Origin of the sequence: Pseudomonas sp. MUP55, assembly GCF_034043515.1 — a bacterium.
Classification (GTDB): Bacteria; Pseudomonadota; Gammaproteobacteria; order Pseudomonadales; family Pseudomonadaceae; genus Aquipseudomonas.
On record NZ_CP138214.1, the window covers coordinates 5,513,557 to 5,533,343 of the forward strand.

Consider the following 19,787-nt stretch of genomic DNA (forward strand, 5'->3'; position numbering starts at 1 on the left):
TTATTCTCCGTTGGTTTCGGGTGGTCGAGATTCAAGCGGCGCGGGGCGTCAGGCCCTGCAGGTCGATGGAGGGCGTGCGCTGGTCGATCAGCTCGGCCAGCAGTTGGCCGCTGCCGCACGCCAGCGTAAATCCCAGGGCGCCGTGGCCGAGGTTAAGCCACAGGTTGCGGTAGCGGCTGGCGCCAATCAGCGGTACGCCGGTCGGCGTGGCCGGGCGCATGCCGGCCCATTCCACCGCGTGGGCGTAGTCGCCAGCCAGGGGAAATGTCTCCAGGGCCTGGCGCTTGATCAAGGCCAGGCGCTTGGGCTCAAGGCCGGCGTCGAAGCCGACGATATCCACCATGGCCGCAACCCGCAGTTGCTCGCCGATACGGGCGTAGACGATCTTGCGGTCATAGTCGGTAATGCTCAAGTTCGGCGCCCGGTGCTCGGCGCCAATCGGCACGCTCAGGCTGTAACCCTTGAGTGGATACAGCGGCAGTGCCAGCCCTGGCAAGCCCAACGCGGCGCTGCGGTGCCCGGCTGCCAGCACCACGTGTGCCACCGACATCACCTCATGCCCCAGCTCGATGGCCTGTACGGCACCGTCGACATGGCGCAGCCCGGTGACCTTGCGCCCCAGCATGAACCTACAGCGCCCCGACGCCTCAAGCCGGGCCGCCAGCCGCTGGCAGAAGGCATGACAATCAGCGACTTCCTCGTTCGGCGTGTAGATACCGCCGACAAAATCCGCCGCCGCCAATGTCGGCTCCAGCAGCGCGCAATCGCGCGTCGACAACACCTGCTGCTGCAGCACATCGGTGACCTTGCTGCGCGCCTGCTCGAAGGTGGCGGCATTACGGAAGGTCACCAGCTTGCCATTTCGGCGCCAATCGAACCCCTCCAGGCGGTCATCCTCGCGCCATTGCTGCAACGTGGCCTGACTCAAGGACGCAAGGCGCAACAAATGGGCAGCATTACGCTTGTTCACCGAACCCCGGCAGGCGGCCATGAAGGCGGCCATCCAGCGCCATTGTTGGGGGTCCAGCCGTGGGCGCAGCTTCAACGGCGAGTCACCGCGCAGCAACCAGCCAAGCGCCTGCAGCGGCACGCCGGCATCCGCCAACGGCGCCACATAGCGATAGGACAGCTGCCCGCCATTGGCGAAGCTGGTTTCGCTGGCCAAGCTGTCGCGGGCGTCGATCAGCGTCACTTCATGGCCGGCACGCACCAAGGCATAAGCGCTCGCCAAGCCGATAACTCCACCGCCGATGATACAAACCTGCCTGGCCATCCTCGCCTCCCGCCTACGATTAAGAGCGCTCAGCGTAGAGCCAGGTGACAGGCCACCGACAATGAATAAAGATGGCTCACCTATAAACAAAGGTTATGGGACTCGCCATGCGCTTGCGTCATATCGAAATCTTCCAGGCCATCCGCCAGACCGGCTCCATCAGCGCCGCCGCGCAGTTGCTGCATGTCTCGCAACCGGCCGTGACCAAAGTGTTGCAGCACGCCGAATTGCAGCTGGGCTTTGCGCTGTTCCTGCGGGTACGTGGCAAATTGCTACCCACGCCGGAAGCCCTGGCGCTTGAAAGCGAAGTCGAGAAAGTCAGCGCAAGCCTGCAAGGCGTGCGGCGCCTGGCCAACAGCTTGCGCCGCGAACCTGGGCAAAGCATCCGCATCGGCGCGATCCCCGCGTTGGCGCTGTCGCTGCTGCCGCCGTCGATCCTTCAATGGAAACGCGATTACCCGGACGTCGCCTGCGAGCTGTCCAGCGACCATAGCCGCGAACTGGTGCAGAAACTGCTGATGCGCGAGATCGACCTGGCGCTGACCCTCAGTTTCTCCGGGCATCCGGGGCTCACCACTCAGGTACTGGCCAACGGTGTGCTGGTGGCGCTGGCGTCAAAAGGCTATTGGCCGGACGCCGAGCGGCACAAGCCCTTGCCGTTGGCCGAACTGGCCGGCGCGCCCTTGATCGGCCTGTCCAGCGCCGACCCGCTGGCGGCGAAGCTGGGCAGTTATCTGGAAAATGTCGAGCCCGCGCCTCGGGTGACGATCTCGGTGCAAACCTATTCACTGGCCCGTGCGATGGTCGAATCCGGCGCCGGCCTGACCGTGATCGACCCGTTCACTGCCCTGGGTGCCTCAACGGCCACGACGGACATCCGCACGCTCACCCCGCCGCTGCCGATCACCCTCTACGCGCTGACCCGCGCCAACGAGCCACCGCCGCACATGCTGGCCCGTCTGCTGGAGATTGTCGGCAGTCGCGCCGGTGAGCTGCTGGAACGCCTCAAGTGACACCGAACATCCAATGTGGGAGGGGGCTTGCCCTGATGCCAGCCACTTAAGGTATTTATGTAGGAGCGAGCTTGCTCGCGAAGAATTCCGGCCCCCCGCGTTTATCCAGAATGGACGCGTCGCCTGGACGTTTTTCGCGAGCAAGCTCGCTCCTACAGTGAACTCCCACATTCACAGCACGTAATGCATGATCGCCACAAAATGCAGCAGGCTGCCGCCAATCACAAACAAGTGCCAGATCCCATGGGAATGGCGCAGGCGATCCTCCAAGGCAAAAAAGATAATGCCCACGGTGTACAGCACCCCGCCCGAGGCCAGCCACACAAACCCGGCCGTGCCCAACGCCGCGAGCAGCGGCTTGACCGCCACCAGCACGATCCAGCCCATCACCGCATAGATCACGATGGACAGGATGCGCGCCTCCGAGCGTGGCTTGATCTCCTGCAAAATGCCGATCACCGCCAGGCCCCACACAATCCCGAACAGCGTCCAGCCCCACGGCCCGCGCAGTGTCACCAGGCAAAACGGTGTGTAGCTGCCGGCGATCAGCAGGTAGATCGAAAAATGATCGACCTTTTGCATGATCTCTTTTCGCCGCCCTCGCACGCTGTGATACACCGTCGAAGCGCTGTACAACACGATCAGCGTAAAGCCATAAATCGCCACGCTGACGATCTTCCAGGGGCTGCCATCCATAGCCGCCACCACCAGCATCCACACCGCGCCAATGCTCGCTGCGACAGCACCGAGCAAATGGCTCCATGCGTTGAAACGTTCCCCGTGATACATCTGTCGTTGACCTCCCATCACCCTTGACGGCTGGCGGCAAGCCTCCCGCCTTGCGCATCAGAGTGCAAGCGCCGTGTGACGTTCCGGCGACGCCGCAAGGTTTTACGGGCACAATCGAGGGCATTCGAACAAGAGCCGCGGCCATGTTGATCGACGAAGAATTCACCCTCAAAAAGCTGGAAATCTTCCTGGCGTTCATGCGCACCGGCAACCTCGCGCGCGCCGCCGCCGAGCTGCAAACCAGCAATGTCAGCGTGCACCGGGCCATTCATTCGCTGGAAAATGCCCTGCGCTGCCCGCTGTTCAAACATGAAGGGCGCAACCTCACACCGCTGGAAAGCGCCTACGTACTCGAAGAGCGCGCACAGAAACTGGTGGCCGACGTCGTCGACAGCGTGCGCCTGACCCGCGAAGCCGCCGGTTTCTCCGCCGAACGCTTCAAGCTGGGCTCGCTGTATTCGCTGACGGTCAAGACCGTGCCGCAACTGATCATGGGTCTGAAAATCCGCCGCAGCGAACTGAATATCGACTTGATCCTGGGCTCCAATTTCGACCTGCTCTACAAGCTCAAGAACATGGAAGTGGACGCGATCCTCATCTCCCTCGACGATCACGCCAACGACCCGGACTGTGAGCAGATCGCGCTGTTTTCCGACGATATCTTCCTCGCCACCCCGGCCGACTCGCCCTTCGACCGCGAACGGCAGATCGACCTGGCCGACGTGTGCGAGGCAACCTTCATCACCCTCACCCAGGGCTTCGCCACCCATCAGGACGGCAACCGGGTGTTCAAGCAGGCGGGGTTCGAGCCGAAGGTGGCGATGCAGGTCAACGACATCTTTACGTTGCTGAGCATGGTCAGTTCGGGGGTGGGATATGCGTTGCTGCCGGGGCGGATCGCGGCGGTGTACGAGAACCGTGTGAAGCTGATACCGCTGCAGCCCAGGTATCGGCTGCAGCAGCATATCGGCGTGGTGTTCCTGAAGGCCAAGGAGCGTGACCCGAACCTGCTGGCGTTGCTGGCGGAGTGTCGGATGTATGCCAATCGTCAGGCGCCAGCCTGACACGCCGCTATCGGGGGCAAGCCCCCTCCCACATTTTGACTGCGTTCCCAGGTTGGAACTCGGTCAAGTGTGGGAGGGGGCTTGCCCCCGATGAGGTCAGACCAGACAACGCACATTCGGAACTCAGCCCACCAACCCACGCACAATGAAATACAGCAGCGAAGGCCCGAGCAAACACCCAAGCCCGGTATGAAACGTCGCCGTCAGCGCGCCATAGGGCACCAGCCGCCGATCTGTCGCCGCCAGCCCCGCCGTTACCCCGCTCACCGTGCCGGCCAAGCCACCGAACACCATCGCCGAACGCGGGTTATCCAGGCCCATCCAGCGCGCCGCCACCGGCGTGCCGACCATCACCAGAATCGCCTTGATCAAGCCGGTGGCAATCGACAGCGCCATCACATCCGAGGTCGCGCCAATCGCCGCGCCGGTCACCGGGCCGACGATATAGGTCACGGCGCCCGCGCCAATGGTGGTCATGCTGATCGCATCGCGATAACCAAAAGCCCAGGCCATGCTCGCGCCGACGATAAACGGCAGGACCGTGCCCAGCAGCAGGGCAATCACACCGATCATTCCGGCTTTGCGCGCCTCGGTGGCCTGCACTTCAAACGCCGTGGCAACGATGGCGAAGTCACGCAGCATCGCGCCGCCCATCAGGCCGATGCCGGAGAACAATGCCAGGTCCGCCAGGCCCTTCTGCCCACCCGTGATCGTGCCGCCGACCCAGGCCAGCACCAGGCCGATGACAATGGCAATCGCCGAGCCGTGGATGCGCCCGAAGGTAAGGCGCTTGGACAGCACCATCGAAATCCACATCACCACGCCCACAAAGGCAAAGGCGGTGATCAGGCCGTTGTGTTCCAAACCTTTCTCGATGAGGTCCCCCATATCAGCGGCCTCCCGCAGCAAGGATCAGCGGCTCTTCGGGGGGCAGCGGCTCGCCCTTGTGCGTGCGGCTGATCAAGGCGATGGTGCAACCACACACCACCACCGAACCGATGGCCGCCAGCACCGCGACGGGGCCGCCGTGCAGTGCGGTGACCACGTTCTGTTGCGCGGCCATCGCCACCACCACCGGAATGTACAGGGCGCCCCAGAAGCCCACGCCCATCTCGCAGTCCTTGGTCATGCCACCGCGCTTTTGCATCCACAAACGCGCGCAGATCAGCAGGATCATGGCGATGCCCACGCCGCCCACGTTGGATTTGACGCCGAGCAACACGCCCAGCATGTCGCCCATGATCACGCCCGCGAGCGTGCAGATCGCCAGCAATGCCACACCGTAGATAATCATTGTCGTTGTCCTCAAAGTGCTCGTTCGAAATTGTTGTTGTTGTGCTTCGAAAGCCTTGAATGCTGCTTTATCGGTGGCGGCGCTCCTCCTCTTGCAGCAGGGCCTGCAGGGTGTCCAGGCGTGCGCCTTCGCAGGCGATCACCGTGCCTTGTTCGAAGACGCGGCGAGACAGGCCGGTGAGCACCGCGCCTGGGGGCAGTTCGATCTGCAGGCGCACGCCACGCTCGTAGGCGCTTTGCACGGTGCCGCGCCAGTCGACGACGCGACACAGGTTGAACGCCAGGTCATCGCGCAGTTGCTCGGGGTTATGGATGGGCCGCGCGCGGGTGCTGCTCAGGTAGGTGATGCGCGGCGTCTTGAGTGGGACGAAAGCCTCGGCGAGGCGCTGGGCGGGTTCGTCCAGCAGCGCGCAGTGGGACGGCACGCTGACGGCCAGGCGCCTGGCGATGCCGTTGCCTTTGATGCGCTCGGCGACAAGCTTCATGGCCGCATCGCTGCCGGCAATCACGGTCTGGTTATCGGCGTTGATGTTGGCCAGGTATACCGGCGTTTGCGGGCTGTGGATCTCGGCCAGCAAGGTTTCGACGGTGGATAACTCCGGGCCTATCAGCGCGGTCATGCCGTAGCCCTGTGGATAAGCCTGCTGCATCAGCTCACCACGCAGGCTGACCAGTCTGACCGCGTCGGCGAAGTCCAGCGCGCCGGCGATGACGGCGGCGGGATAGGCGCCGATCGACAAGCCCGCAACGTAATCCGGGGTGTGCTGCAACGCTCGTGCATGGGCCACCCCCGCGATCAGCAGGCACAGTTGCACCGCGCGGGTGCTCGCCAGTGTCTGCGCCGAATCGAGCAGGCGAACGTTCTCGCCCAAGGTGTCACTGGCTTGTTCGAGCACCGGTTCCGCAAGGTGCTGGAGCATGCCCGGCCGTTGGGCGCCCTGCCCCGGAAACACCAGGAGGCTGCTCATGCCACGTTCTGCCAGGGGTCGAGCACAAGGTGCGCACCGCGGGCGGTTTTGATCAGCACGCGGCGCGATGCACCGGCCCATTCACGCAAGGCAACAGCGCCAAACGGGGTTTGCAGTTGCAGGTCCACGGCGCACGGCGCGGCATCCAGTTTTGCCAGCAACGCCCGCGCCTCAAGGCGACTCAGTGGCTCGGGCGCCTGCAGAATCAAATCCAGGTCACTCAGGGCATGCAATGCTTCGACGCCACTTGCCAATTCAAACCCGGCACTGCCGCTGACGCCCCAGTTTTGCTGCGCCAGCACCGGCCGCAGTTGCTCGAGCGCGCGTAGCGCCGGTAGATCTCGAGATGATGTCACCTCGCGCAACGCTTCCGGCGTCACCCGCCGTTGCACCGCCGCCACCGGCATCAGCGCGGCATACCGCTGCTCGCGCAAACGCCCACGCACACCCACCGCCACCTGCCCCTGCGCGGCGATGGCACGGCGCACCACCACCGGGTGGCCGGCACTGACGGCGTCCACCACCCAGCCGGGCGCATCGGCGGGCAGGTGCGCTGGGGTCATGCCCCAGAGCAAATCGTGAGCGTTCACCACTGCTCCCGCAGCAGCTGGCGCACGTGACTGGAAGCGGCACGGTTGGTCGCGCCCAGGCGCCCGCTCAGATCGGGGGTGTGGATGTCCTTGATCGCGTGCACCAGGCAATCGCAGACCCGTGCCACATCGTCTGCCGTGGGCTGCTCAATCTGGCTGACGGTCAATGTCTCCCAGAGCAAACCCAGGCTGGCATAGCTGTCGATGTCGTACGCCATGGGCGGCACGCTGGCGGCCAGGGCTTCCAGCTCTTCGACGCTGCGCAGGGTGACCCGCGCCGCCGAGGCCTTGCCCATGGCGTGCACCATCACGCCAGGGTCGCGCAGGGCAATCAGGCGATTGGCTTGGTAACCGTGAGCGAGGAACGCGCCGGACATGGCCTTGCCGACCAGCAGCGCAATCACCGGATGCCCGGCCAGGCGTGCGCGTGCGTAGCTGTCGGCGGCGGCGGCCAGGGCCTGATGGATACCCAGGGCTTCTTCGCGGCGGCCGTAGGCCTGGCTGGGCACATCGACGATGCCGATCAGCGGGCGCTTGTCGCCCAGCGCGATGGCCTCATCGACGGCCTTGGCCAGGCCCCAGCCTTCGAGCAGGCCGACTTCGCCATTGCGGGCGCGGGGGAAACGGTTGTTCGGGTCGGTGACCACGGCGATAAAGCGCACGCTCTGACCGTTCAATTGGCCGTCGGCGACCTTGAGCGAGTCGGGCAGCCCTTGCACCGGCGTCGCGCCGACGCTTAACGCGTTAAACCACTGCAAACCTCTCATGGGCGTTCTCCCTGATACAGCGCGCGCACGGTCGCCGGCTCGATCTGCGGCGTGGCGTCGAGTTCGGCCAGGCGCGCCAGGTAGAACTGGGCGCGGCGGCTGCGTTGTTGTTGCGGCACGCCCTGTTGCAGCAGTGCGCTGACGGTCTGCTGGATCTGCGCCACGTCGTCTGCCACATAACGGTCGGCCAGGCCGCTGTTGAAGCGCTGCTCGCCGCCAGTGAGGCTCCAGATGAAGGGCCGGTCGCGGGAGTCGTATTCGTCCAGCCCGGCTTCCTGCTCGATGACTTGCGGGCCGTTCAGGCCCAGCCGTGCTTCGCGGGTGACCACCAGGTAGCTGCATAACCCTGCCGCGATGGACATGCCACCGAAGCAACCGACACTCCCCGCCACCACGCCGATCACCGGCTGGTACTGGCGCAGATCGACAATCGCCGCATGGATGTCGGCAATCGCCGCCAGCCCCAGGTTGGCTTCCTGCAGACGCACGCCACCGGTTTCCAGCAGCAGCACGGCGCGGGTCGGAATGCCGTTGCGATTGTCTTCAGCCGCCAGCTCCAGGGCGCCAGCGATCTTGGCGCCGCCGACTTCACCGAGACTGCCGCCCTGGAAGTTGCCTTCGATCGCAGCGATCACCACCGGCAGGCCTTCGACGCTGCCCTTGGCGATCACCACGCCGTCATCGGATTGGGGCACCACGCCCTGACGGCTGAGCCAGGGCGACATGACGCGTTGGAACGGGTCAATCAGTTCACGGTAAGTGCCAGCATCCAGCAACGCCTGGGTGCGCTGCCGTGCACCGAGCTCGACAAAGCTGTGTTTGGTGAGCAAGTCAGTCATGACCGATCTCCTCGAAACCTTGCTCCAGGCGCAGACGCACCACGCCGGGGGTGGCGCCGAAATCGTGAATATCGATGTTCAAGGCCGGTGGCGTCTGCTCCAGGAAGATGCGCTCGAACAGGTGCCGCCAACGTTGCTCGGCGCCATTGACCGAGGTTTGCACCTGGATCGTCAGCGTGCCGGCGATGCCCGGTTCCAGCAGCACTTCAAGGTCGCCGGAGCCGACACACCCCACCAGCGCACGGCCGGTTGGCGGCTGCCCGGCGCGGAATTCAAAGGATAAGGTTTCCATCACAACGCTCCGTCGAGGCGGTCGATAAACAGGCAGGCGGCCAGCAGGTCGGCGGCGCCGCCAGGTGAGGCATTCAGGGCCAGCAGTTGCTGGTCCAGCGCGTGCAGCTGGCGGCGACCGGCAAGGGTCGCGCTGCCGCCGGCGTCGAGCACGGCCTGAGCGCCGCGCTGCATGGCCAAGAGGCCTTCGGGGCCGGCGCGGTAGAGCACGCAGGTGTCGGCCAGGTCGGTCATGATCGCGAGCAAGGCATCCAGGCGTGCGTTCTGTTCGCCCGCGTTTTGCTGGCGACTCTTATGCAACTGCGGCAGGCCGCGTTGCGTCACCGAAGGAAAGCCCAACTGCGCTTCTTCACGGGCACCGCGTGCGCCATAACGTTGGGCGACCTGAGCACCGTGACTGAGCGTGGCTGGCGCGTAGGCGTCGTTGAGCAGGGCCAGTCTGGCAGCGTTCAGCGTTACGCCGCGTGGTGCGAGCGCCGCCGAGGCGGTGAGCAAACCGATGGCCCAGATCGCGCCGCGATGGGTGTTCACGCCGCCCGTGGTCGCGAGCATCGCCTGCTCACCGTCACGACCGATTCGCCCGAGGGCTTCGCGCAAGGGCAAACCGACTTCACCGATCTCGAGGGCCGCTTCGGCCATTTCCTTGAACATCGGCCACAGCGACAGGGCCGAGGCGTGCATCAGGCCCAGGTGCAAATCGCTGTGCGCGCCGTTGCCGCGCCGGTCCACCAGGGCAGGTTTGGGCGACAGGTCCGCTTCATCGATCAGCGCATCGACGGCCATATCGGCCAGACGATCCGCCAGGCTGAGTTCATGCAGTTTGAGCGCGCGCATTTACCAGCTCCTGAATTTGGCGGGTGGGTTGTACAGGCCGCCGGACCAGTCCACCAGGTCGGCCACGCTCTTGGCGGCCAACAGCTCGCGGGTGGCGTCGGTGCGGCGGATGCCCAAGTCTTCGGGCAAGGCAATCAAGCCTTCGCGGCGCATGCGTGCGGTGTCCTTGGGGTTGTGGCGCAGGCCGATGGCAGTCACCCCGGCCACAGCGGCAATCATCGCCTGGCGCTCCTCCAGCGAGCGGGCCTTGTACAGGTAGGCAATGCCTTCTTCGGTGAGCAGGTGGGTGACGTCGTCGCCGTAGATCATGATCGGCGCCAGGGGCATGCCGCTTTTGCGCGCCACTTCCACCGCGTCGAGGGTCTCGACGAAGGTGGGCTTGCCGCCTTCCTGGAACGTCTCGACCATTTGCACCACGAGTTTTTTACCGCGTTCGAGCAAGGCTTCCGGCGCGTCGTCGTGGCGCATGTCCAGCCAGGCGGGTGTGCCGTGGCGGCGACCGCGTGGGTCGTGGCCCATGTTCGGCGCGCCGCCAAAGCCGGCCAGGCGGCCGCGAGTCACGGTGGAGGAATGCCCGTCGCCGTCCACTTGCAGGGTGGCGCCGATGAACAGGTCCACGGCGTACTGGCCGGCGAGTTGACAGAACATGCGGTTGGAGCGCATCGAACCGTCACGACCGGTGAAGAACACATCCGGGCGTGCGGCGATGTAGTTTTCCATGCCCAGCTCGGTGCCGAAGCAATGCACGCTTTGCACCCAACCGCTTTCAATCGCAGGGATCAGGGTGGGGTGCGGATTGAGGGTCCAGTTGCGGCAGATCTTGCCCTTCAGCCCCAGGGATTCGCCGTAGGTGGGCAGGATCAATTCGATGGCGGCGGTGTTGAAACCGATGCCGTGGTTGAGGGACTGCACATTGTGTTTTTCGTAGATGCCACGGATCGCCATCATCGCCATCAGCACATGCACCGGCTTGATATGGCGCGGGTCGCGGGTGAACAGCGGCTCGATGTAGAACGGCTTGTCGGCCACCACCACGAAATCGACCCAACTGGCGGGGATGTCGACGCGGGGCAAGTCCGTCACGTCATCCACCAACTGGTTGACCTGGACGATAACGATGCCATCGCTGAACGCGGCGGGCTCGATCAGCGCCGGGGTGTCTTCGGTGCTGGCGCCGGTGTAAATGTTGCCGGCACGGTCGGCCATGAAACCGGCGGAGAGCACCACGTTGGGGATCAGGTCCACCACCAGCCGTGCGTAGAGTTCGATGTAAGTATGGATCGCGCCGATTTCCAGCAGGCCGTCTTCCAGCAACTGGCTGATGCGCAGGGATTGGGTGCCGGCAAAAGAAAAATCCAGTTTGCGGGCGATGCCCTTTTCAAACAGGTCCAGGTGCTCGGAACGCCCGACACTGGGCATGATCATGTGCAAATCGTGGAGCTTGGCCGGGTCGGCCTTGGCCAGGGAGCGCGAGAGGAAATCGGCCTGCTTCTGGTTGTTGCCTTCGAGCACCACGCGGTCGCCGGGGAGGATCAGCGCTTCAAGCGCTTCGACGATCTTGTCACTGGGCAACACCGCCCCGTCCGCATACTTTTTGACCAGCCCGAGCCGCCGCTGCTTCTCGTCGCGCCGCCGCGTCCAGCGCGAGTCGGGGGTGATGGTTGCTGTCATGGTCGCTCCACGGGGTTTGCTGTTGTGGGGCTTACCTTAGGAGTGAATCTTGGGGCCATCAATCAAGCTGGGCAGCAAACCGTTACGCCTGGAGTAACGAAGACCAAAATGTGGGAGGGGGCTTGCCCCCGATTGCGGTGGGCCAGCTAATAAATATTTGGCCGATACACCGCTATCGGGGGCAAGCCCCCTCCCACATTTGCTCAGTAGCGCCTGTTAGATAGCGATCCCAAACGAGGACCGATCAGTCCTTATTTGGGATCGCTTTAAAATTCGGCGAAGGACTGATTTGCTCCAGCGCTCTATCGACCAGCAACTGCCCAAACTCTGCCATTTGCTGAATCCCGAGCATGAGGGCGCGTTGGGAAGTATCCAGGTCGAAGGCGAGATTGCAGGTGAGTGCGTTGAGGGAGGACAGGGTTTCGCTCGCGTTGACCAGCAGGGTTTCGGTGTCTTGGTGGGGGTTGACGGTGAAGAGGGGCGGATTGGGGGTAGGTTTGATCATGATTGACAGCTCCGATATGTGATGGAAGCTGCCCTCTTCCGCTTGCACGCGAATGAAGGTGGCAGCTGTGCGCAGGTGTGCAAGACCGGGCATATCGGACCCCGGCAGACCCCGAAGAATCTCCCACGCACAGCCGCCATAACGAGTACAGCAGGCATAAAAAACGCCCGTTGAATGGCTATGGGCGTTGGTGCGCCGACATGTAACCGGACTTGCACGTCCGTGTCACCGTTTTTTGCGATGACGGGACGAAGACTAGGCGCGTAGGCCTCTCATCACAAGTTCATGCACGGCCCAAAATCTTGCAGGAAAAATCCGAGGCTGGCCCATCACAACACCATCATCACCTTGACCTTTCCCAGGCCTTCCAGTGCATAACTGTGGTACTCATACACTTCCCCCTGAATAACCAGATGCAGGGCCCCCCCGTCATTATTGACTTGGACATCCGGCTCTTTTGTTTTGAGAAAAGGAGGTGCAGACACTAATGCGCTGAGTATTTCCTGATCACTTCCCAAATCCTTATGCACGTAATACCTGTAGGAAAAACCCACCGTCGCACCACCTTGGCTATCTCGCGCACCATAGATCGACATACCGTTGCCCAGGGAATGCCTTAACACCACTTCATCCAGGTCCGGTGTTCCGGGCGACAGGATCCAACTGCCGCCGATATAGATCAGGCAGACCACGAGCAGGCAATTGCGCAGAACGGGCATGAGGCGCTCAGTGGCCTTGCGAAATGGCATATTCAATACCTCTTCTTATCCAATATTGGTCCCGTGGGCCATCACCAAAAGGCTCACCACCCCACCATGATCCAAAATCCGGACGGGTCGTTTTGGCGACGGTTTGAGCGACACCGGCGGCTCGCAACAACACATCTTCGGGAATGCCCAGCACCGTTCCCGTAGCACCGTAATTGAAGTTACCAAAAGCTTCGTACTGACGCCCCCGCTTCTTGTAGTTCCAAGGGCCGGCTGCACGGACCTGGGAGTAAAACCAGGAATAGGCGAAAGCCGAGCCGGGCTTGAGATGAATGCGCTTGCAGTTGGATATCGCCATGTTTTCAAGCATTGAAACACCAGGCGGCATTAGTGGTACGGCCATTTGCGGATCCTTGCTGGCATTGAGGAGCGCAGAACTTAGCCACCCCGCTCCGGCCAGAAAACCCAATAAATCCAAATGCAGAATTAGCCGACAACAAACACATCCCACTCCTACAAGATGCTTAGGTTGTTGCTCGGAACCTGTTTTCTTGATCGTTCCCACGCTCCGCGTGGGCAATGCCGCCTGGGACGCTCCGCGTCCCGCCAGCCAGCGCAACGCAGAGCCCTGCGCCAGGGTGACGCGGAGCGTCACGGGATGCATTCCCAGGCAGAGCGTGGGGACGATCATCGAAAATCCGAAGTATCCGCCTATCTGATCGTTCCCACGCTCCGCGTGGGCAATGCCGCCTGGGACGCTCCGCGTCCCGTTAGCCAGCGCAACGCCAGAGCCATTCGCCAGGGTGACGCGGAGCGTCACGGGATGCATTCCCACGCAGCGTGGGGACGATCAGTTCAGGCCAGGCCGGACTCGGCCAGCAAGGCTTCAAGCCCCATCAAATCCGGCACCTTCGCCACATGCTCACCTACCTGCACCGCCGCCAGTTCCAGCGGGCACAGCGGCACGTCCACGTAGCTCAATTCGCTGTCCAGCTTGTACGAGCGCGGAATTCCCTGGATCACCAGCGCAATGAACTTCAACGTCGGCCGCCCGCCGAGTGCGTTGAGCACCACGATGCGTGAGCGTTCGCCGGTTACGCTGGCTTCGCCGCACACGGCTTCGAAGCTGATCAAGGGTATCTGCCGGTCCCTCCAGGTGACTTGCCGCAGGTACCACGGCGGCGCATCGCTGGCCGGTTCGCCGCGCTGGAAGTCGATCAACTCGGCCACCGCGACATTGGGCAGTATCAAGTGGCGGTCAGCCAACGGCAGCAGCAGCCCGGTGAGTTGGCTTGCGCGGTGGTCAAGCATGGGACTTGCTCCAATAAGCGATGCTTTCCAGCAGCACCGACTCCTGGTACGGCTTGCCCAGGTAGTCGTTGACGCCGATGGCCATGGCGCGGTCGCGGTGTTTCTGGCCGGTGCGCGAGGTGATCATGATGATCGGCAGGCGCATCAGACGCGGGTCGTTGCGCACCTGGATCGCCACTTCGAAGCCGTCCATGCGCGGCATTTCAATGTCGAGCAGCATCAGGTCCGGGGTGTGTTCTTCGAGCACGGCCAGGGCGTCGACGCCGTCCTTGGCGGTCAGCACGTTCATGCCGTTGCGCTCCAGCAGGCGGCTGGTGACTTTGCGCACGGTGACCGAGTCGTCCACCACCAGCACCAGCAGCGGGCGCTTTTTCAGCGGGTCGTTGAGGATCAGTGGCGCATCCACCGACTGCGCCGGCAACATCGGTTGTCGCGCGCGGATATGTGCCAGCAGGTCGATGATCAGCACCACGCGGCCATCGCCCAGGATGGTCGCGCCGGACAAGCCCTGCACACCGGCAAACTGCGGCCCCAGGCCCTTGACCACAATCTCGCGCGTCCCGGCCATGGCATCCACATGCACTGCCAGGTGCCGCTCGTTGCACTGCACCAGCAACACCGGCACCGGCTGGTATTGGCCGAGAAGTTTGGGACGGCTGACGGTGTGCAGCAGGTCGCCGAGGTAAAACAGCTCGTACTGTTGCCCGGCATATTCGTAGCGTGGCGGATCTTGCTGGTAATGCCCCGCCAACTCATGGGGCAGCACACGCACCAGGCCTTCGATGGTGTTAAGCGGAATCGCATATTGATCGTCCGCGCACTGCACCATCAGGGCCCGATTGACCGACACGGTGAACGGCAGGCGAATCCGGAAATGCACACCCTCGCCCGGGATGGAGTCGATCACCATCGAACCGCCGAGTTGGCGCACTTCTTCGTGCACCACGTCCATACCCACCCCGCGTCCGGATATCTGAGTGATTTTCTCTGCGGTGGAAAAACCCGGTTGCAGGATGAACTGCAGCACGTCGCGGTCGCTGATCTCCTGATTGGGGGCGAGCAGGCCGCGTTTGATCGCCTTACGGCGCACGGCTTCCAGGGGCACACCGGCGCCGTCGTCGCGCATGTCGAAGACGATATCGCCGCCTTCGTGGGTCAGGTCCAGGGTGATGCGTCCCTTCTCCGGCTTGCCCGCCTGCAGGCGCACCTCGCGGGACTCCAGGCCATGGTCGACGGCGTTGCGCAGCATGTGTTCCAGCGGCGCCGCCATACGTTCCAGCACGTTGCGGTCCATCTCGCCCTCGGCGTTGCCGACCACGAATTCCACGTCCTTGCCCAGCTCGCCGGCGACCTGGCGCACGATGCGCTTGAGGCGCGGCAACATGCGCTCGAACGGCACCATGCGCGTGCGCATCAGGCCTTCCTGCAGCTGGGTGTTGATGCGCGCCTGTTGCTGCAACAGGTCATGGGCGTCCTGGTTGCGGCGCTCGAGGGTTTCCTTGAGGTCGAGTAGATCGGAGGCCGATTCGGACAGTGCGCGGGACAACTGCTGCAGCTGCGAATGACGATCCATTTCCAGCGGGTCGAACTCCTCGTAGCCCAGACGCTCGGCCTCGGCCTGCTGGCGGCTGAACAGACGGCTCTGGGTTTCAGTGTCGAGGCGGCGCAGTTGGTCGCGCATGCGCTCGATGGTGGTTTCCACTTCCGTGAGCGCCGTGCTTGCATCGTTGACCTGCTGCTCGATACGGCCACGGAAGATCGAGGTTTCGCCGGCCAGGTTGACCAGGTCGTCGAGCAGTTCGGCGGAAATCTTCACCATGTCGGCGGCCGGATCGACCGCGGCTTCGGCCTTGCCCACCGGCAACGCCACCGGTACTACCGGCTCGTCGCTGGGGTGTACCAGGCTTTTGATGCGTTCGATCAGCTTGTCCACCGAGCCCACCGGCAAGCCGTCCGCCACCGCATCGATCATCTGCGCCAGTCGGTCGTGACAGCCTTGCAGCAGCGCGAACAGTTCGGGCGACGGCGCAAGCTGACCCGCAGACAGCCCTTCGTAGAGAAACTCCAGCTCGTGGGCCAGGTCGCCAATCGGGCCGATCTCGACCATGCGTGCGCCGCCCTTGAGGGTGTGCAGGTCCCGCAGCAGGTTTTCCACTTCCTGGCGGTTGCCGGGCTCGGCTTGCCAGCGCAGCAACGCGCTGCCTGAGCTGTCGAGAATATCGGCGGCTTCCTCAAGGAAAATATCCAGCAGTTCGGGGTCGGCGCTCGAGGCTTTGGGCGTCGCAACCGGGGCCGCCGAAGGGCTGTTCTGGCGCAGTTCGCGCAGTGTGGCGATCAGCTCGCTGCTGTCGCTCAAGGGCTGATGCTGGTGCAGTTCGTCCAGGTGCAAGGCCAGGCGCTCATGGCTGGCCATCAGTGCCTGGGACAATGGGGTGGAGTAGCTATAGCGGCGGTCTACCAGCCCCTCGTAGACGCATTCGAGCTCCTGGGCCAGATCGCCCACCGCGTCGATTTCGGCCATGCGCGCGCCACCCTTGAGAGTGTGCAAATCCCGCTGCAACGAAGACAACGGCGCCATGCCATCGGGCTCCAGCAGCCAGCGCTTGAGGGACTGCCCGGCGCTGTCGAGGATGTCCACGGCCTCCTCAAGAAAGATGTCGACGATCTCATCGTCAATGTCCGTTTGCTGGCTCAGTTGCTCGGTGGCAGCCCCCAGCTCGGCGATACTCAGGGCGCGGCTGCCGTCGCTTTTGATCAGGCCGGTGGCGGACGGATCAAGGGCGTCATCCAGCAACTCGCGCAGGGCCTGTACCCGTGCCGGTGCCGGGCTGATTTCCTGCCCGGCCGCCAGTTGGTCGAGCATATTGATCAGCGCTTCATGGGCCTGCTCGGCCTCGTGGAAAAACCGCTCGCTGACCGCCAGGCTGCTCTCTTCCACCGCGCCGTAGAGGTCGAGCAACGCTTCGCATAACTCATCGATGGGATGCAGGTCGGCAAGGTGCGCGCCCTCGCCCAGGGTGGTCAGCTCGTCCAGCAGCGCGGTCAGTTCCTGACGCTCGCCGGGGTGTTGCTGCCAGCGGCGCAGCAAGCTTTCGGCGTCGAGCAGGATGTCCATGCCCTGGGCCAGGAAGTTGCTGATCAGTTGCGGATCGCGCTTGATGCGCAGGCCGGTGTCGGGGGCGTTGAGCAGGGCTTGGAGCTGTTGGTCCAACAGGCTTTGGGTGCGTTTGATCAAGCCCGCCGCGCCCTGGATCGGCGCGAGGGGATCGCTGTCCAGATCCCGCAGCCCTTGTTGGAACAGGCCTTCGGCTTCGAGCAACAGCTCGACTTCATCCAGGTCCAGCGCCAGGCGGTGAGCCTTGTATTCGCGGGTCAGGTGGTCGAGCGGCCGCGCCAGCTCGGCAATCGGCAACACGCCGGCCATGTAGGCGCTGCCCTTGAGGGTGTGCAGAGCGCGCTGCAGTTCATCGCTGACCTGCAGCGGCATGTGTTCGGCGGCCTGATGCAGAAACTGATTGAGGCTGTCCAGGTGACTCTGGGCTTCGTTGCGAAAGATCTCCAGCAACATCGGGTCGTGCGGTTCGCCAACCGCTGCCCGGGCGCCGCTGGCCAACGCATGGGCGCGGGCCGCGAGGGCGTCGACCTCATCGCGCTGACGCTGGTCGTTGGTGGCAAAGTCGGCGATCACTTCCGGCAGCACCGCCACCGCTTCATCCAGCACCTGCTGCACTTCGGGGCCCATGGCCACGCTGCGCTCCAGCACGCGGTTCAGCAGGTTTTCCACGGCCCAGGCCAGCTCGGCCACTACCAGGGCGCGCACCATGCGGCCGCTGCCTTTCAAGGTGTGAAAGGCGCGGCGCATTTCGCTCTGGGCGGTTTTTTCCGTGCTGTCGGGCAGGTAACGGTGCAGCACCTCGAGCACTTCATCGGTTTCCTCAAGGAAAACTTCGCGCAGCTCATCGTCAACCGGCTCTTCATCAGGCGGGGGCGGCAGCAGGCTACCCGGGCGTTGCAGGGCCGGAGGGTTGAGGCGCGAGGTGGGGCTGGCCAGCGCATCGAATTGGGATTGGCTGGGGGCGGCATCGCCGGACAGCGCACCGTCGGGTGCCGCCAACGCTTGGCGCCAGGGCTTCTCTACCGGCAGGTAGCCCAGCGCGCTCAGGCCCTGGGTGGCCAGCTCCAGCACTTTTTCCCCTGCGGCATCGGGGTCCTGGAGCATGCGTTCCAGGTAGTACTCCAGGCTGCTGATCACCTCGGCGAAATGCTCCAGCTGCACTTGGCTGGGCGCCGTATCGTTGACCATCAGCTGTTCATCGACGTAATCGGTGCAACCGCGCATCAGGCTCGCCGCGCGGGGCAGTGGAATCATCGCCAGGGCGCCGCGCACCTGGCTCAACAGCTCAGGCAGGGACTCCAGGCGCTGGCGGTCCCAATCGGCCTCGATGCAATCGATCACCAATTCTTTGGCCTGGCGCAGACACTGGCAGGATTCGCGGATCACCAACTGGTGGATCTGGGTCAGGTCGGTGGTTGGCAGCCGGCTTTCTTCGCGGCTCTCCGGTTCCACCGTGCCGACCATGCCGGCCAACGTCGCTTCGACGTAGAGCAATGCCCCGGCCACGTCCATCAATACGGCATCGCTCGGTTCGCGCTGCCCCTGGACCAGGCTCAGGACCACCGCGAGCTGGTCGATGATCACTTTGCGCGGCTGGCCGAAACCGAGCACCGCCAGGGTGTCGGCAATCTGGCGCAGCGGCGCCAGCAGCGGGTCAAGGTCCTGGGTGTGCTGACGGTCGCTGCGCACGAACAGATCGAGGCGCTCCTTGACCCGTACCAACTCTTCGCACAAGGCGCCGAGCACCGAACCCATGGCGTTGCGGTCCGGCCCGGCCAGGCGTGCACGTTCGGCATCGACCACGGCGCTGTCGGGCAGCGCCTCATCCAGGCCGTAACGTTCCTTCAGGCTTTGCATGCGCGGCGTCGGGCGGGTGACTTTGGCGACGTAGAACAGCAGGCTCTTGAGCAGCTCATCCGGCGCCGGCTGGTTGATCCCGTCGATGCCCTGGGCCAGCAGGCGCTTGAGCTGCTTGCCGCTGGCCTTGAGCAGGCTGCGCAGGGCCGGGCTGTTGGCGACCACTCCGGTGAGCATGCCTTCGACCAGCGCCGAAGTGACCTGCCACAACGGCAACAGCGGCGCGCCCTGGCACAGCGCTTCCAGGCGTGCGAAGACCCGCGCCATGTCTTCCAGATTGCTGGGGCCGTGGTCCTCGCGCAGCAAACCAGCCAGGGCCTGTTGCAGCAGTGAGTGCCACTGGCGCAGGTGTTCGTGCAGGTCCGGCGCGGTGCGTTGGGCCAGCGCCTCAGCCGGCAGCGGCGCGATCGTCAACAGTTGCGGGCTGAACAGGCTGGTTTCCGACAGCAGGCTTTCACCCCGGGCGCTGCGCAGGTCGTTGAGCAGCGGCAACACCACCAGCGGCAGGTCGCGGCGGGCACTGTGCACGCGGTCCAGGTACAGCGGCAATTGGCCGAGGGCCTGTTGCAGCAGGCGGATGCTTTCGTCGCGCTGGCTGACGTGCCCGGCCTGCAATGCCAGCCCCAGGGCTTCGATCTCTTCAGCCAGCAGGGCCGCGCCGTAGAACTCCACCATCTGCAGCGCGCCGTGCACTTGGTGGATAGCCGCCAGGCACTCGTTGATGGCGTCGGCGTCATGGCTGTCGACGTACACGTCCAGCGCCGAACGGGCCTGTTGCAGGGTTTCGGCAATGTCGCCCTTGACCCATTCGAGGGCCACGTAGTCGTGCCGATCAACCATAACTGCTCCGCTTAGAATTCATGGGTTGCTGGTGTTCTTGAAACCAATGGAGATTAAGTG

At 63.9% G+C, this 19,787-nt stretch carries 18 protein-coding genes; 2 read left to right on the forward strand and 16 right to left on the reverse strand.

Features of this window, described 5'->3' with window-relative positions:
* Window positions 1–31: 31 nt before the first annotated feature.
* Window positions 32–1,306, reverse strand: coding sequence for a D-amino acid dehydrogenase (locus SC318_RS24920; RefSeq protein ID WP_320431288.1), 1,275 nt, complete (start codon window positions 1,304–1,306; stop codon window positions 32–34).
* Between the two features lie 74 nt (window positions 1,307–1,380).
* Here SC318_RS24920 and SC318_RS24925 point away from each other — a divergent pair, with 74 nt between their 5' ends.
* Entirely contained in the window at window positions 1,381–2,286 is a 906-nt protein-coding gene (locus SC318_RS24925; protein WP_320428839.1) for a LysR family transcriptional regulator, read from the forward strand.
* Window positions 2,287–2,457: 171 nt separating this feature from the next.
* On the opposite strand, the gene trhA is transcribed toward SC318_RS24925, so the two are convergent.
* Window positions 2,458–3,075 (reverse strand): PAQR family membrane homeostasis protein TrhA, encoded by a 618-nt coding sequence (gene trhA / locus SC318_RS24930; protein ID WP_124388573.1) that lies wholly within the window; start codon window positions 3,073–3,075, stop codon window positions 2,458–2,460.
* A gap of 143 nt (window positions 3,076–3,218) precedes the next feature.
* Here trhA and SC318_RS24935 point away from each other — a divergent pair, with 143 nt between their 5' ends.
* Window positions 3,219–4,139: a LysR family transcriptional regulator gene (locus SC318_RS24935; RefSeq protein WP_320428840.1), complete on the forward strand. Its 921-nt coding sequence runs from the start codon at window positions 3,219–3,221 to the stop codon at window positions 4,137–4,139.
* A 123-nt stretch (window positions 4,140–4,262) separates the two neighbouring features.
* Here SC318_RS24935 and madM read toward each other — a convergent pair whose 3' ends face one another.
* From madM to SC318_RS25005, 14 genes are all read right to left on the reverse strand, one after another.
* Window positions 4,263–5,027, reverse strand: a complete 765-nt coding sequence (madM, locus tag SC318_RS24940) for a malonate transporter subunit MadM (RefSeq protein ID WP_320428841.1) — start codon at window positions 5,025–5,027, stop codon at window positions 4,263–4,265.
* A gap of 1 nt (window position 5,028) precedes the next feature.
* Window positions 5,029–5,433: a malonate transporter subunit MadL gene (gene madL / locus SC318_RS24945; RefSeq protein WP_003234565.1), complete on the reverse strand. Its 405-nt coding sequence runs from the start codon at window positions 5,431–5,433 to the stop codon at window positions 5,029–5,031.
* Between the two features lie 67 nt (window positions 5,434–5,500).
* Window positions 5,501–6,400, reverse strand: coding sequence for a malonate decarboxylase subunit epsilon (gene mdcH, locus SC318_RS24950; protein WP_320428842.1), 900 nt, complete (start codon window positions 6,398–6,400; stop codon window positions 5,501–5,503).
* A complete protein-coding gene (locus tag SC318_RS24955; protein ID WP_320428843.1) occupies window positions 6,397–6,993 on the reverse strand; it encodes a malonate decarboxylase holo-ACP synthase in 597 nt (198 codons plus the stop codon). Before SC318_RS24955 ends, mdcH begins: the two co-directional genes overlap by 4 nt.
* Window positions 6,987–7,757 (reverse strand): biotin-independent malonate decarboxylase subunit gamma, encoded by a 771-nt coding sequence (mdcE, locus tag SC318_RS24960; RefSeq protein WP_320428844.1) that lies wholly within the window; start codon window positions 7,755–7,757, stop codon window positions 6,987–6,989. Before mdcE ends, SC318_RS24955 begins: the two co-directional genes overlap by 7 nt.
* Window positions 7,754–8,596 (reverse strand): biotin-independent malonate decarboxylase subunit beta, encoded by an 843-nt coding sequence (locus SC318_RS24965; protein WP_320428845.1) that lies wholly within the window; start codon window positions 8,594–8,596, stop codon window positions 7,754–7,756. The genes mdcE and SC318_RS24965 overlap by 4 nt, the downstream gene beginning before the upstream one ends.
* Window positions 8,589–8,888, reverse strand: a complete 300-nt coding sequence (locus tag SC318_RS24970) for a malonate decarboxylase subunit delta (protein ID WP_320428846.1) — start codon at window positions 8,886–8,888, stop codon at window positions 8,589–8,591. Before SC318_RS24970 ends, SC318_RS24965 begins: the two co-directional genes overlap by 8 nt.
* Entirely contained in the window at window positions 8,888–9,721 is an 834-nt protein-coding gene (locus SC318_RS24975) for a triphosphoribosyl-dephospho-CoA synthase (RefSeq protein WP_320428847.1), read from the reverse strand. The genes SC318_RS24970 and SC318_RS24975 overlap by 1 nt, the downstream gene beginning before the upstream one ends.
* Window positions 9,722–11,392 carry a malonate decarboxylase subunit alpha gene (gene mdcA, locus SC318_RS24980; RefSeq protein WP_320428848.1) on the reverse strand — a complete coding sequence of 557 codons (1,671 nt, stop codon included), beginning with the start codon at window positions 11,390–11,392 and terminating at the stop codon, window positions 9,722–9,724.
* 244 nt (window positions 11,393–11,636) lie between these two features.
* On the reverse strand, window positions 11,637–11,897 hold the full coding sequence (locus tag SC318_RS24985) for a DUF6124 family protein (protein ID WP_320428849.1): 261 nt from the start codon (window positions 11,895–11,897) through the stop codon (window positions 11,637–11,639).
* Window positions 11,898–12,226: 329 nt separating this feature from the next.
* Entirely contained in the window at window positions 12,227–12,646 is a 420-nt protein-coding gene (locus tag SC318_RS24990; protein ID WP_320428850.1) for a hypothetical protein, read from the reverse strand.
* Complete coding sequence (locus tag SC318_RS24995) at window positions 12,624–13,295, reverse strand: polymorphic toxin type 44 domain-containing protein (protein ID WP_320428851.1); 672 nt, start codon at window positions 13,293–13,295, stop codon at window positions 12,624–12,626. Before SC318_RS24995 ends, SC318_RS24990 begins: the two co-directional genes overlap by 23 nt.
* Before the next feature lie 164 nt (window positions 13,296–13,459).
* Window positions 13,460–13,915 (reverse strand): chemotaxis protein CheW, encoded by a 456-nt coding sequence (locus SC318_RS25000; protein ID WP_124388584.1) that lies wholly within the window; start codon window positions 13,913–13,915, stop codon window positions 13,460–13,462.
* A complete protein-coding gene (locus tag SC318_RS25005) occupies window positions 13,908–19,727 on the reverse strand; it encodes an Hpt domain-containing protein (protein WP_320428852.1) in 5,820 nt (1,939 codons plus the stop codon). The genes SC318_RS25000 and SC318_RS25005 overlap by 8 nt, the downstream gene beginning before the upstream one ends.
* Window positions 19,728–19,787: the final 60 nt, after the last annotated feature.